Genomic DNA, 13,146 nt, shown 5'->3' with positions numbered 1-13,146 from the left:
TCGCCGCTCCCAAATACAACTATCGAGGGATTCCGGGATGCAACTCAAGAAAGCGGTGGCGGCATGTGGCGTGGCGTTTCTGTTGAGCGCATGCGGCGGGGTGCAAAACCTTGACGCGAACAGCCTGACGTCGGCGGGGACCAACCTGTACAAGGCGGCGACGCTGTCGGACAGCGACATCGCCGCGCTGTCGAACGAGTCGTGCAAGTCGAGCGACGCCGAATCGAAGATCGCGCCGGCGAACAGCGCGTACGCGAAGCGCCTGACGAAGGTGATGAAGGGCTTCGGCGACATGACGCTGAACGGCCAGAAGATCAACTACAAGGTCTACATGACCAAGGACGTCAACGCGTGGGCGATGGGCAACGGCTGCGTGCGCGTGTACAGCGGCCTGATGGACATGATGAACGACGACGAGCTGCGCGGCGTGATCGGCCATGAAATGGGCCACGTCGCACTCGGCCACTCGAAGAAGGCGATGCAGACGGCATATGCGGTGAGCGCGGCGCGTACCGCGGCCGGCGCGGCTTCGCCGGGCGTGGCGGCGCTGACGAGCTCGCAGCTCGGCGACATCACCGAGAAGTTCATCAACGCGCAGTTCTCGCAGACGCAGGAAAGCGCGGCCGACGACTACTCGTTCGACCTGATGAAGCAGAAGAGCATGAACCAGAAGGGCCTCGTCACCGCGTTCCAGAAGCTCGCGCAGCTGGACGGCGGCAAGAGCTCGATGATGAGCTCGCATCCGTCGTCGTCGAGCCGTGCGCAGCACATCCAGGATCGCATCGCGAAGGGCAGCTGATCGCGCAACGGATCGCCGGCCGTCCGCGCCGGCGATCGGCAGGTGAAGTGAAAAACCCACGCTCGTTCGGGCGTGGGTTTTTTGTTTGTTCGGCGTGCACGTCGCGCCTTACGGCACCATCCCCGGCAGCACGTACGCCTGCACGAGCGTGATCAGTCCGACGATCACCGCGAACAGCAGGCTGTGCCGCACCGTGAAGCGGAACAGCTCGGATTCCTTGCCGACGAGGCCCGTCGCCGCGCACGCGACCGCGATCGACTGCGGCGAGATCATCTTCGCGGTCACGCCGCCCGTCGTGTTCGCGGCGACCGCGAGCGTCTCGGGCACGCCGAGCTGATGGGCGGTGGCCTGCTGCAGCGAGCAGAACAGCGCGTTCGACGACGTGTCCGAGCCGGTCAGGAACACGCCGAGCCAGCCGAGGAACGGCGAGAAGAACGGGAACGCGCCGCCGGTCGCGGCCAGCATCAGCGCGAGCGTCGACGACATCCCCGAGTAGTTCGCGACGAACGCGAACGCGAGTACGAGGCCGATCGACAGGATCGGGCGCGTCAGTTCCTTCAGCGTCTCGCCGAACGTGACGAGCGCGTCGCGCGGCTTCATCCGCAACAGCGCCATCGAGATCAGCGCGGTCACGAGGATCGCGCTGCCGACCGCCGACACGAGATCGATCTTCAGCACCGCGTCGAGCGCCTTCGGCGTCGCGGCGATCGGCGCGGTCTTCACGACGAGCTGGTCGAGCCCGGCCACGTGAAACTTCAGCACGGTCGAAGCAAGCGCGCCGTGCGCGGCGAACAGCGCCTTGAACGGCGCGATGCTCCACACGGTGACGACGGCCGTCAGGATCAGGAACGGCGACCACGCGCGCACGGTTTGCGCGAACGTGTACGGCGACGCCTGGCGGCTCGTGCCCGCCCCGTTGCCGCCCGCGCCGAACCCGGCGAGCGCCGCGCCGCCGCCGGACGCGACGATTGCGCCTGCCGTCTGCTTCGCGCTGCTCGGCTGCCAGACCTTCAGGAACGCGGCGAGCGACACGAGACTGACGAGCGACGACGTGATGTCCGGCAGCTCCGGCCCGATGTGGTTCGACGTGAAGTACTGCGTGACCGCGAAGCTGCCGCCCGCGACGAGTGCGGCCGGCCACGTCTGCCGTACGCCGCGCAGCCCGTCCATCATGAACACGAGCCAGAACGGCACCGCGAGCGACAGCAGCGGCAGCTGGCGGCCGGCCATCGCGCCGATGTGGAATGCGTCGATGCCCGTCACCTGCCCGGCGACGATGATCGGGATGCCCATCGCGCCGAACGCCACCGGCGCGGTGTTTGCAATCAGACACAGTCCGGCCGCATGCAGCGGCTTGAAGCCGAGGCCGACGAGCAGCGCGGCCGTGATCGCGACGGGCGCGCCGAAGCCGGCTGCGCCTTCGAGGAACGCACCGAACGAGAAGCCGATCAGCAGCATTTGCAGCCGCTGGTCGTCGGTGATCGACAGCACCGACGCGCGGATGATGTCGAACTGGCCGGTCTTCACGACGATCTTGTACAGGAACACCGCCGCGACGATGATCCACGCGATCGGCCACAGGCCGTACGCGAAGCCGAAGCCGGCCGCCGCGAGCGCTTGCGGCACGGGCATGCCGTACGCGACGATCGCGACGCCGAGCGCCAGCAGCAGCGTGATCGCGGCCGCGACGTGGCCCTTCATCCGCAGCGCGGCGAGCGCGACGAAAAAGAAGACGATCGGAATCGCGGCGACGAGTGCCGACAGCCCGAGGCTGCCGAGCGGGGTGTAGATCTGATGCCAAACCTGCATGGTTGTCTCCTCCATGGATTTATCGGGGTACGGGTTTGAAAGCGGATGCGCTATTCGGGCTGGCCGCGGGCGCGCAGCAGGTCGGACAGGCTGCGCGGCGCCGGTTCGAGCGGCGTGCGGTGCTGCGTCCAGCCCAGTTGTTTCGCGGGCGTCAGCGCGCGCAGGCGGGTCGCGGCCCAGCGGAATGCGCGGTACGCGCGCGGATGCGCGAACGCGCCCGACCAGAAGCGCCACACGAGTTCTTCCGCGCGGTGGTAGTTCGCGCCCTGGCCGCGCAGCGGATGCGCGACCGGTTCGTCGGGCTTGCGGTTCGCTTCGGTGCGCAGCCGCACGAGCAATTGCGGGATCGGGATGCGCACCGGGCACACCTCGCCGCATGCGCCGCACAGCGTCGACGCGGTCGGCAGGTCGGCCGTTGCGTCGAGGCCGAGCAGGTGCGGCGAGATGATCTTGCCGATCGGGCCCGGGTAGGTCGTGCCGTACGCGTGGCCGCCGATGCGCGTATAGACGGGGCAGTGATTCATGCACGCGCCGCAGCGGATGCATTGCAGCGTCGCGCGCAACTGTTCGTCCGCGTACGCCTGCGTGCGGCCGTTGTCGAGCAGCACGAGGTGCAGCTCGCGCGGGCCGTCGCGTTCGCCGTCGCGGCGCGGGCCCGAGATCAGGTTGAAGTAGGTCGTGATCGCCTGGCCGGTGGCCGAGCGTGTGAGCAGGCTCGACAGCGGCACGATGTGCTCGAGCTTCTCGACGACCTTCTCGATCCCCATGATCGCCACGTGCGTGTCGGGCACCGTCGTCGACAGGCGGCCGTTGCCTTCGTTCTCGACGAGCCACAGCGTGCCCGTGTCGGCCGCCGCGAAATTGACGCCCGACAGGCCGATGTCCGCTTCCGCGAACGCGCGGCGCAGCGCGCGCCGGCCGGTCTGGATCAGTTCGTCGACGTCTTCCGTGTAGCGCGTGCCGGGGAGGTGCGCCTCGAACAGTTCGGCGATGTCGCCGCGGGTCTTGTGGATCGCCGGCATCACGATGTGCGACGGCTTCTCGCCCGCGAGCTGCACGATGAATTCGCCCATGTCGGATTCGATGCAGTCGACACCGTGTTCCGCGAGGTAATGATTCAGCTCGATTTCCTCGCTCGCCATCGACTTGCCCTTGATCACGCGGCGCGCCTTCTTCGCCTGCGCGATGCCGAGCACGATCGCGTTCGCGTCGGCGGCCGTCTCGGCCCAGTGCACGTGCACGCCGGCTGCGGTGAGCTTCGTCTCCAGCCGTTCGAGCAGCGCGGGCAGTTGCGCGAGCGCGTGCTGCCGGACGGCTTCGCCGAGATCGCGCAGGTGCTGCAGCTCGGTGTCGTCGGGGAATTGCGTCGCGCGCTTGCCTTGCAGGAAGTCCATCGCGCCGCGAAAGCTCCGGCGCAGCGCCGGATCGTCGAGCGCGGCGCGCGCACGGGTCTTGAAGTCGCCGGGGGAGACGAATTGCAGCGGGTGGTCGCTCATCGCGGCAGGTCCTCGCAAGCGGGGGCGGCCGGCGGCGCGGCCGAATCGGTGACGATCACGACCCACAGGCGGCGCGGGCCGTGCGCGCCATAGGCGAGCGTCTGCTGGATGTCGGACGTCTTCGACGGGCCCGATACCAGCACGAGGTTCGTCGGCATGCCGGCTTGCCAGTGCTCCGCGTGCACGGCGGCGTGCAGGTCCGCATGCAGCGTGCTCGCATGCACGAGCGCGATGTGCAGCGGCGGCACCAGCGACACCGTGCGCGGCGTGCCGGCATCGGGCGCGAGCACCAGCGTGCCGGTGGCCGCGATGCCCGAGCGTGCGACGGTGAAGCCCGCGTCGATCGTGTCGAACAGTTCGGTTTTCCACGCGTCGATCGGCCGGTCGAACGGCACCGGCGCGACCGTACCGGGCAGCGCGCGGGCGAGCGCCGCGGATTCGGCGCGGGCCGGGTCGAGCAGCAGGCGGCGCACGCCGGCGTCGGCCAGGCGCGCGGCGAGCTGCGCGGGCCATGCGTCGGCGCTCGCGCACCAGACTTCGGCGTGCGACGCGGCGAGCGCCGTCTGCATCGCCTGCACGCGTGCATCGGAGGCGCGGCCGGCCGATGCACGGCGCGTGTCGTAATGCGCGTCGATGCGCGCATCGAGCGCAGGCGCGGCGTTCGTCGCGACGCCCGGTGCGGCGGCGCGCAGCCGCGCGAGGATCGCGTCGCGTGCGCTCATTTCGACTCTCCGCGCAGCGAGCCGGCGCCGGCCGTGCGGCGCCACAGGAAGCTCGCGAGATGTTCGACGGGCAGCGCCGCGCCGGCCTTGGCCGCGGCGTGGCCGATGTTCAGCAGGCAGCCGCAGTCGGCCGACACGAGCCGGTCGCAGCCCGTCGCGCACGCCGATGCGACCTTGTCGCGCACCATCGCGCCCGAGATGTCCGGATGCTTCAGCGAGAACGTGCCGCCGAAGCCGCAGCATTCCGATTCGCGTTCGTGTTCGATGCGCGTCACGCCCGGCAGCGCGTCGACGAGCGCGACGCCGTGCACGCGCGTGCCCATCTCGCGCCGTGCCGCGCACGACGTGTGCAGCACGACGCGTTCGTCGGGGCCGGCGTCGGTCATGACCGCGTCGAGTTGCACGTCGAGCACATGGACGAGGAATTCGGCGAGTTCGTAGGTCCGCTCCGCGATCGCGCGTGCTTTCGGGCCGTGAACGGGATCGTCGGCGAACAGCGCCGGCCAATGGTGCCGGATCATGCCCGCGCACGAACCGGACGGCACGATCACCGGCCACGGTTGCGCGAACAGGTCGAGCTGCGCGGCCGCGACGCGGCGCGCTTCGTCGGGATTGCCGCTGCTGTAGGCCGGCTGCCCGCAACAGCTCTGGCCGCGCGGATAGTGGACGGTCAGCCCCTCGCGTTCCAGCAGGCGGACTGCGTCGAGCCCTGCTTCGGGGACGAACAGGTCGACCAGGCAGGTCGCGAACAGATAGACGTGCGTGGGGGCGGTGGGGTAAGGCCGTGGATTCATGTCTCGCTCCAGAGGCGACGGCCCGGCGTGCGGAGCGTCGATTTCGCTGCATAATTCCCCCGTCCGCGCCGCAGCTCAAATTGGTTGGGCCAATCGGGGGCGGCACGCATTCCGCGAGGAGACGCGACGATGGCGGCGATGACGGCACGGGGCCGGACCGAAGTGGTGATGCGCAAGATCGAGACGGCGCTGCTCGACGGCACGTGGCCGGCCGGCGCGCGGCTGCCGGCCGAGCGCGTGCTCGCGCAGCAGTACGGCGTCGCGCGCAATACGGTGCGCGAGGCGACCCAGCGGCTCGTCGCGCGCGGGCTGCTGCAGAGCCGGCGCGGCGCGGGCGTTTACGTGACCGACCAGTTGCGCGCCGGCATCGCGTCGCCGTGGGGCCAACTGGTCGCCGATCATCCGGCGCTGCGCGACGACATCCTCGAATTCCGCCGCGTGCTGGAAGGCGCGACCGCCTATTTCGCCGCGCTGCGGGCCGATGCGAACGACCGGCGCCGGATCCGCGCGCTGCTGCGCGAGCTCGAAACCGCGCATGCGAACGACGATGCGGCCGTCGAAGCCGCGACCGATGCGAAGCTGCACGAGGCGATCGCGCTCGCGTCGCACAACACGATGTTCCTGCACCTGCATACGAGCGTGATCGGAATGTTGCGCGAGCATATTTCGATCAACGTGGCCGGGATGACGACGGAGGACGAGCAGGCATCCGAATTGCTCCTGTTGCAGCACCGGGTGGTGTGCGACGCGATTTGCGCGCACCGCCCCGAAGAGGCGCGCACCGCGATGCAGACGCACATCGACTACGTGCGCAGCCATTTCGAGCGCAGCGGCGACGCGTCATGAGATTGGTCGGACCAGCGGCTGCGATGGCCTGCGGGGCCTCCCGATTGACCGGTTCGTCGGGCGCCCTCTAGAATCGACCGCAGCCGCCTGTCAGCCGCGCGCCGCGGCGATGACGTGCCCATTGATCCGACTGTCGAGGAAGCTTTCGTGCTCACGTCCCTGATCCGGCGCGCATCGGCCGCGCCGTCGTGGCGCGCCGCATGCCGCCAGGCCCGCGCGCTGGTCGTTTGCGCGCTGCTGCCGCTCGCCGCGTGCGCGACGCATCCGCCCGCCACCTCGCTCGATCGCCCCGTCTCCCACGCGTTGTCGGCCGATACCGCGACGCCGTTGCGCGCCGCGCTGGCCGCACCGGAAGCCGCGCATCCTGGGCAGTCGGGCTTCCGGCTGCTGGCCGACGGCGCCACCGCGTTGCAGATGCGCATCGCGCTCGCGCGGGCGGCGACGAAGACGCTCGACATGCAGTACTACATCGCGACCGAGGATACGACCGGCAAGCTGCTGCTCGGCGCGGCGCTGTACGCGGCCGATCGCGGCGTGCGCGTGCGGATGCTGGTCGACGACCTGAACTTCGACGATATCGACCGCGTGATGGCTGCGCTCAATACGCACCAGAACATCGAGATCCGCGTGTTCAACCCGTTCGGCGCATCGCAGCGCGGCGTGGTCGAGCGCACGACCAACTTCTTCACGCGAATCGACAGCTTCACGCGCCGGATGCACAACAAGGCGATGATCGCGGACAACCAGCTCGCGATCGTCGGCGGCCGCAATCTCGGCGACGAATACTTCAGCGCGAGCCCGACGCTCCAGTTCCGCGATCTCGACGTGCTGGCGGCCGGCCCCGTGACCCACGACATCTCGAAGAGCTTCGACGACTACTGGGCGAGCGCGAGCAGCTATCCGTTGCGCGTGCTCAATCATCAGAGGTTCGATCCGAAGGATCTCGATGCGATGCGCGACGAGCTGCGCGACCACTGGCGCAAGAACGCCGATCCGTACAACGCGAAGCCGCTGAACGCGACGCCGCTCGCACGGCAGATCGCGCGCGACGAACTCGAACTCGTGTGGGCGCCGGCCGAATTCAAGGTCGATGCGCCGACCAAGGTCGCGCGGCCGACCGGCACCTACGTGAGCCCGCCGATGCAGCGCCTGGCCGAGCTGACGCGCGGCGCGCAGAAGGAATTCCTCGCGTTTTCGCCGTACTTCGTGCCGCACGACGCCGGCGTGAAGATCCTCGGCGATACGGCCGCGCGCGGCGTGCGCGTCGCGATCGTCACGAATTCGCTCGCGGCGACCGACGCGGTCGCGGTGCAGGCCGGCTATGCGCCGTACCGCGTGCCGTTGCTGCAGCGCGGCGTCGAGCTGTACGAATTCAAGTCGCAGCCGGACCAGCAGCCCGCGCGGCTGTTCGGGTCGCGCTCGCGCGCGAGCCTGCATGCGAAGGCGTACGTGATCGACCGGCAAATCCTCGTGATCGGCTCGCTGAACCTCGACCCGCGTTCCGCGTACCTGAACACCGAGCTCGCGCTCGTGATCCACAGCCCGGTGCTCGCGCAGCAGGCCGCGGCGATCTTCGCGCGTGTGACGCAGCCGGACGAAAGCTACCGCGTCACGCTCGCGAAGCGGACCGACGGCAGCCCGCCCGCGCTCGAATGGACGGGCACCGAAGGCGGCCAGACGACCACCTATCACGTCGACCCGCATGCGGGGCTGCTGCGCAACGTGATGACGGGCATTTTCACGCTGCTGCCGGTCGACGACCAGTTGTAAGGGCGGGAACGGCTCCGGCAAAACCCGCGATACCGGTGCGCGGGGAAAGATGATATGGTTGTGCGCGCAACTATATGGGTGTCGTGAAGCGTGCCGGCGGATCGCTCGCGCAATGCGGTCCGGAACGGCGCGCCGTACGTGCGCCATACGCGCCGCACGCGTCGCTTGCGGCGCCGGCAGACGAGGACGATGCGCACCGCCGCTCGCCGTGGCCGCGCGCCGCCGCAACCGGAGTTCCCCATGCAACGTGTACCGAACCAGCCGTTCACGCGTCCCGCGCGCTTCTCCGAAGCCGAATGGCAGGCGCGTGTGCAGCTCGCGGCCGCCTACCGCATCTTCGATTATCTGGGCTGGACCGAGCTGATCTACAACCATATCTCGCTGCGCGTGCCGGGCGAGGACGGTCATTTCCTGATCAATCCGTTCGGGCTCCATTACCGCGAGGTGTGCGCGTCGAACCTCGTGAAGATCGACATCGACGGCAATGTGATCGGCCATTCCGACTGGCCGATCAATCCGGCCGGCTTCACGTTCCACAGCGCGATCCATGCGGCGCTGCCCGATGCGCACTGCGTGATGCACGTGCACACGACGCCGACGATGGCCGTGTGCTGTTCGCGCGACGGGCTGTCGTTCTCGAATTTCTATTCGGCGCAGCTGTACGGGAAGATCGCGTACCACGACTTCGAGGGCATCACCGTGCATCTCGACGAAGGCAGGCGCATCGTCGACAGCGCGGGCGGGCGGCCCGTACTGCTGCTGCGCAACCACGGACCCGTGACGATCGGCGCGACGCTCGCGCAGACGTTTTCGCTGATGTGGCTGCTCAACCGTGCGTGCGAGGTACAGGTCGCGACGCACGCGATCGGCGATGCGCTGCCGATCGCGCCGCCCGTGCTCGAAGGGTGCGTGCGCGATTCGCTGAATTTCGATCCGAAGCATGGCGCGGGGCAGGACGCGTTCGACGCGCTGCAGCGGATCGTCGACCGGATCGATCCGGGTTACCGCGCGTGACGCGGACGGCGCTCGGTGCGTGCGCCCGTCAGAACCGGTAGCCGAGACCGGCCTGGATCACGTCGGTGTCGCGGTCGTAGCGCGTGACCACGCGGTTCCATGTGATGCGCGTGAGCCAGCGGTCGGAGAGCCGGTAACTGGCCGAGATCGACACGATGCCGGACAGGCGGCCGTCGCCGGGGCCCGGCTGGCCTTCGCGGTTGCGCTGGTTGACGGTGAAATACGCGCCGGCGCCGGCCGACAGCGTGACCTTGTCGTTCAGGAACGCGCGCGTGAGCCACAGCTCGGACGCGATCCCGTTGCGGCGAACCGCCTGCTTCGCGCCTTCGTACATCCATGTCGCGGTCCAGTCGATCGAACGCGCGAGGCCGCGCCGGTATTCGACGCTGCCGCCGAGCGTCGACGGCGACGAGCGGCTGTTGAGAATCGTCTCGCCGAGCATCGCCGTGACTTCGTTGTGCGTGACCTTGCGCGTGCGCGGCAGTGCGGTGTCGCGCGGGCCCGGCGTGTCGGGCGCATCGAGCTGGTAGCCGATGCCGAACATCACGGACGTCGTGTCGGGGCCGCTGAACACCTGCGCGCGGTTGACCTGAAGCTGCGCGATCCAGCGGTGCGACGTGTAGTACGCGGCACGCACGCTCATCAGCACACCCCAGCCATGCGTGTTCGAATAACTGCGCGAGTCACCGCCGCCTTCGCCGGCCGGCACCGTGTCGAAGTAACGATACGGGCCCGCGCCGGCCGACAGCACCAGCCGGCGATGCTCGAGCGGCATGCGGCCCCAGAACTGCACCGCCTGGCCATCGCGATGGTGATTCGGAATATGGCCTTCGTTGTACCACGTGAAGCCGAGCGCGGTATGCGCGCTCAAGCCTTCCTGGTAATCGAACGCCCACGAATACGTGCGCTGCCCGCCGCCCCACAGCGGGCCGGCGAACAGCGAGAATTCCTGCGCGTCGACGGGCGCGCCGTAGAGGGCAGCGACGGAGCAGAGACTCGCCAGCAGCGGGCGAACACGGACGGGGCGGGGCGGGCAGGGCATCGGGAGACGGGCCGGCACGGTTCACTTTCCAGTCACGACAGCACGCGATCATTTTCCTGCGCGGGACAGCGCGTGTCGACCGGGGTTCGCGCAATAACGTATTACACGCATCGTGACAACATGCCGAGTACGCGGTCGGGTCCAGGCAACCGTCGGTACGCGCGTCGGCCGCGACCGGAGCGAGACGAAAAACGATTCGTGATGCTCGATATTCCGGAAAGACGCATTCGCGCGCGGCATGCCGCTTGTCGCCAACGACGCAAAAAAAACGCGGCCGGGCGGCCGCGTGAATACTCGCAGACTCCTTCGGACGAAGGAAACAAGCAACTGTGAAACGAAGTGTAGCGAAAGGCCGTGCAGGGATTCAGCGGGCATGCTGCAAAGGTGTCTTCCAGGTTTCGGCAGGCTGCCCGGATCGACCGCAATCGACTACCATCCAGTGACGCGCCGCCGCCCGGGCGGCGTACCACGTCGTACAAGGAGAATCCATGCTCAAGCTGCGTTTGCTCCAGGTCGCGTTATTCGCGGGCGTGCTGGCCGCCGGCAGCGCCGCTGCCGAAACGGTGCGCTTGTCCGCCAGTCTGCAGCCGTCGAGCGAAGTGCCGCCGACGGCGACCAAGGGCTCGGGCGCCGTCGCCGCCACCTACGACACGGCCACCCGCATGCTGCAGTGGACGGTCACTTACGAACACCTCACGGGGCCGGCCACGGCCGCGCATTTCCACGGGCCCGCGCCGGTCGGCCAGAACGCCGGCGTGCAGGTGCCGATCCCGAAGGACGAGCTGGCGAGCCCGATCAAGGGTTCGAAGGCGCTCACCGACGAGCAGGTCACCGATCTGATGGGCGGCAAGTGGTACTTCAACATTCATACGAAGGAACACCCGGCGGGCGAGATCCGCGGCCAGATGATGCCGGCGAACTGAGCGCCGGCGTTTGATGTAGAGGCACCCGTCGAGCGACGCGGGAGCGTTCGCACGTACCATCGTCACACTGCGATGACGGAGTGCGTCCGATGAGTTGGCAAAGCAAGTTCGCCTGCTGGCTGCTGCGCTGGCAGTTTCGTCCCGAAACCACGCGCGAGGTGCTCGACCCCGCGCGTGCCCGGCGCTTTACCGACTTGCGGATGATCGTGCCGCGCCGCCCGCCGTCGGGCTACCGGCTGCGCCAGTGCTACGGCCCGGGCGACGCGCCGCTGCGCGGCGAATGGCTCGAGCGCACCGATTCGGGCGCGGCGCGCGGGCCCGCCCGCACGCTGCTGTATTTCCATGGCGGCGGTTACTACTTCTGTTCGACGAAGACCCACCGGCCGCTGGTGTTCGGGCTGACGAAGCGCGCGGGCGTGCGTTCCTTCTCGCTCGACTACCGGCTCGCGCCCGAAAACCGCTTCCCGGCCGCGCTCGTCGATGCGCTCGCCGCGTACCGGCAACTGCTGGCGCTCGGCACGCCGCCCGAGTCGATCGTGTTCGGCGGCGATTCGGCGGGCGGCGGCCTCGCGCTCGCGACGCTCGTCGCGCTGCGCGATCGCGGCGAGCCGCTGCCGGCCGGCGCGATCCTGTTCTCGCCGTGGACGGACCTGGCCGGCACCGGCGACACGATGCGCAGCAACGACGGCCGCGACCCCATGTTCGCGGCCGCGGCGCTGCCGAAGGCCGCGAAGCTGTATCTCGGCGACGCGCCGGCGACGCATCCGTACGCGTCGCCGCTCCATGCGGACTTCGCGGGCTTGCCGCCGCTGCACATCCAGGTCGGCAGCACCGAAGTGCTGCTCGACGATTCGCGCCGCGTCGCCGACAAGGCGAAGGCGGCCGGCGTTCAGGTGGAAATCGAGGTGTGGCCCGACATGCCGCACGTGTGGCAGCTGTACGCGCCGATGGTCCCGGAAGCGCGCGACGCGCTCGACCGCGCGGCCGCGTTCGTGCGCCGCGTCGCGGTCGAGCGCGCGGTTCAGCGTGCGGGCGAGGCGTCGATCGTCTGATAGGCAGCCTTGACGGCCACCGAACCGTACTTGCGTTCGAGCCGGCGCACGGTGAAGTGGCCGTGCGCCATCTGCTGGAAGTGATCGATGAACAGCGTGTTGACGGTCGCGCCGAGCACGGCGCCGATCGCCGGGATCGACTTCGCGGCCATCTGCTCGGTCACTTGCACCGAGAAGCGCGACGCCACCGTCTGCACGAGCTTGAACACGGCCGCCGAGCTGTGCGCGGCGATACCTTTGGTCGTGATGTCCGACGACGCCTTCGAGATCGCTTGCGCGAGCGCGCCGCGCAGCACGAAATAGCCGAGATCGGCGTCCTCTTCCTGCTTGTCCGGGTTGCCCCCCATGCCGAGCACGGCCAGGCATTGCAGCTGCGTATCGACCGACGTCAGGTCTTCGCCTTCGCTGCGCGCGATGTCGCACACCGAGCGGAAGATCAGCGTGGTCGTCACCGGCAGCTCGACCGGCAGCGCGAGAAAGCCGAACGCGCCGCCCGCCGCGCCCGTCGTCGCGACCGCGAGCTTGTGCAGCAGGTTGCTCGGCTTCTCGGGCTCGGCGTCCGGCGCCTGCGGCTTGCCGAGCGTGCGCAGCGCGATGTTCAGGCACTTGCGCAGCGCGAGCTGCGTCGCATCGTTGATCTTGCCCGTCGCGAAGTCCGGCAGGCGCGCGATCATTTTCTCGACCGGCGCGCCGAGCACGCCCGTCAGCTTCATCGTCAGCGACGGGCTTTCCAGCACCTGCTTCGCGCGGCGCAGCGCGTCCCGATCCTCGGCCGACAGCGTCGTGGCGGGGGAAATTGAAATCGGTTCCATCTCTCTCCTTGGCGTGAACGGGCCCTGAACCCTCGCCGGCCTAGATTACTCCGGCATGCTAGAATTT

General features: G+C 68.8%; 12 protein-coding genes. 6 read left to right on the top strand and 6 right to left on the bottom strand.

Annotated elements, in window-relative coordinates:
- Positions 1–37: 37 nt before the first annotated feature.
- Positions 38–799, top strand: a complete 762-nt coding sequence (locus CFB81_RS14195; RefSeq protein WP_069621790.1) for a M48 family metalloprotease — start codon at positions 38–40, stop codon at positions 797–799.
- Between the two features lie 108 nt (positions 800–907).
- Here CFB81_RS14195 and CFB81_RS14190 read toward each other — a convergent pair whose 3' ends face one another.
- The 4 genes from CFB81_RS14190 to CFB81_RS14175 are packed head-to-tail and all read right to left on the bottom strand — an operon-like array spanning position 908 to position 5,620.
- On the bottom strand, positions 908–2,608 hold the full coding sequence (locus CFB81_RS14190; RefSeq protein WP_089435638.1) for a lactate permease LctP family transporter: 1,701 nt from the start codon (positions 2,606–2,608) through the stop codon (positions 908–910).
- 50 nt (positions 2,609–2,658) lie between these two features.
- Positions 2,659–4,104: a LutB/LldF family L-lactate oxidation iron-sulfur protein gene (locus tag CFB81_RS14185; RefSeq protein WP_089435637.1), complete on the bottom strand. Its 1,446-nt coding sequence runs from the start codon at positions 4,102–4,104 to the stop codon at positions 2,659–2,661.
- Entirely contained in the window at positions 4,101–4,826 is a 726-nt protein-coding gene (locus CFB81_RS14180; protein ID WP_089435849.1) for a lactate utilization protein C, read from the bottom strand. The genes CFB81_RS14185 and CFB81_RS14180 overlap by 4 nt, the downstream gene beginning before the upstream one ends.
- On the bottom strand, positions 4,823–5,620 hold the full coding sequence (locus tag CFB81_RS14175) for a (Fe-S)-binding protein (protein ID WP_089435636.1): 798 nt from the start codon (positions 5,618–5,620) through the stop codon (positions 4,823–4,825). Before CFB81_RS14175 ends, CFB81_RS14180 begins: the two co-directional genes overlap by 4 nt.
- Positions 5,621–5,749: 129 nt before the next feature.
- Between CFB81_RS14175 and CFB81_RS14170 the strand changes: the two genes are divergently transcribed.
- The 3 genes from CFB81_RS14170 to CFB81_RS14160 all read left to right on the top strand — a co-directional run bounded on the left by CFB81_RS14170 (position 5,750) and on the right by CFB81_RS14160 (position 9,250).
- The gene (locus CFB81_RS14170) at positions 5,750–6,466 is read left to right on the top strand and encodes a FadR/GntR family transcriptional regulator (RefSeq protein WP_050016675.1); all 717 of its coding nucleotides are present in this window, start codon (positions 5,750–5,752) and stop codon (positions 6,464–6,466) included.
- 147 nt (positions 6,467–6,613) lie between these two features.
- Positions 6,614–8,236, top strand: coding sequence for a phospholipase D family protein (locus CFB81_RS14165; protein WP_089435635.1), 1,623 nt, complete (start codon positions 6,614–6,616; stop codon positions 8,234–8,236).
- 240 nt (positions 8,237–8,476) lie between these two features.
- Positions 8,477–9,250 (top strand): class II aldolase/adducin family protein, encoded by a 774-nt coding sequence (locus CFB81_RS14160; RefSeq protein ID WP_089435848.1) that lies wholly within the window; start codon positions 8,477–8,479, stop codon positions 9,248–9,250.
- A 28-nt stretch (positions 9,251–9,278) separates the two neighbouring features.
- Here the strand turns inward: CFB81_RS14160 and CFB81_RS14155 are convergent, their stop codons facing one another.
- Positions 9,279–10,292, bottom strand: a complete 1,014-nt coding sequence (locus tag CFB81_RS14155) for a hypothetical protein (protein WP_089435634.1) — start codon at positions 10,290–10,292, stop codon at positions 9,279–9,281.
- Positions 10,293–10,780: 488 nt separating this feature from the next.
- On the opposite strand from CFB81_RS14155, the gene CFB81_RS14150 reads away from it, so the two are divergent.
- Both CFB81_RS14150 and CFB81_RS14145 read left to right on the top strand, forming a co-directional pair.
- Complete coding sequence (locus CFB81_RS14150) at positions 10,781–11,215, top strand: CHRD domain-containing protein (protein WP_089435633.1); 435 nt, start codon at positions 10,781–10,783, stop codon at positions 11,213–11,215.
- An 89-nt stretch (positions 11,216–11,304) separates the two neighbouring features.
- A complete protein-coding gene (locus tag CFB81_RS14145; RefSeq protein WP_089435632.1) occupies positions 11,305–12,267 on the top strand; it encodes an alpha/beta hydrolase in 963 nt (320 codons plus the stop codon).
- Here CFB81_RS14145 and CFB81_RS14140 read toward each other — a convergent pair.
- Complete coding sequence (locus CFB81_RS14140; RefSeq protein WP_089435631.1) at positions 12,237–13,079, bottom strand: EcsC family protein; 843 nt, start codon at positions 13,077–13,079, stop codon at positions 12,237–12,239. The genes CFB81_RS14145 and CFB81_RS14140 overlap by 31 nt on opposite strands.
- Between the last annotated feature and the right edge of the window lie 67 nt (positions 13,080–13,146).

It is taken from the genome of Burkholderia sp. AU28863, assembly GCF_002223195.1.
In the GTDB taxonomy this organism is placed as follows: domain Bacteria; phylum Pseudomonadota; class Gammaproteobacteria; order Burkholderiales; family Burkholderiaceae; genus Burkholderia; species Burkholderia sola.
The sequence above is the reverse complement of the archived record's forward strand: the minus strand, read 5'-3'. Positions and strand labels throughout refer to the sequence as shown.

Bases quoted from the DNA above. Each gene is read 5' to 3' on its own strand.
- CFB81_RS14140 (WP_089435631.1), bottom strand. From the start codon at position 13,079: ATGGAACCGATTTCAATTTCCCCCGCCACGACGCTGTCGGCCGAGGAT.
- CFB81_RS14180 (WP_089435849.1), bottom strand. From the start codon at position 4,826: ATGAGCGCACGCGACGCGATCCTCGCGCGGCTGCGCGCCGCCGCACCG.
- CFB81_RS14155 (WP_089435634.1), bottom strand. From the start codon at position 10,292: ATGCCCTGCCCGCCCCGCCCCGTCCGTGTTCGCCCGCTGCTGGCGAGT.
- CFB81_RS14190 (WP_089435638.1), bottom strand. From the start codon at position 2,608: ATGCAGGTTTGGCATCAGATCTACACCCCGCTCGGCAGCCTCGGGCTG.
- CFB81_RS14195 (WP_069621790.1), top strand. From the start codon at position 38: ATGCAACTCAAGAAAGCGGTGGCGGCATGTGGCGTGGCGTTTCTGTTG.
- CFB81_RS14145 (WP_089435632.1), top strand. From the start codon at position 11,305: ATGAGTTGGCAAAGCAAGTTCGCCTGCTGGCTGCTGCGCTGGCAGTTT.
- CFB81_RS14175 (WP_089435636.1), bottom strand. From the start codon at position 5,620: ATGAATCCACGGCCTTACCCCACCGCCCCCACGCACGTCTATCTGTTC.
- CFB81_RS14150 (WP_089435633.1), top strand. From the start codon at position 10,781: ATGCTCAAGCTGCGTTTGCTCCAGGTCGCGTTATTCGCGGGCGTGCTG.
- CFB81_RS14160 (WP_089435848.1), top strand. From the start codon at position 8,477: ATGCAACGTGTACCGAACCAGCCGTTCACGCGTCCCGCGCGCTTCTCC.
- CFB81_RS14185 (WP_089435637.1), bottom strand. From the start codon at position 4,104: ATGAGCGACCACCCGCTGCAATTCGTCTCCCCCGGCGACTTCAAGACC.
- CFB81_RS14170 (WP_050016675.1), top strand. From the start codon at position 5,750: ATGGCGGCGATGACGGCACGGGGCCGGACCGAAGTGGTGATGCGCAAG.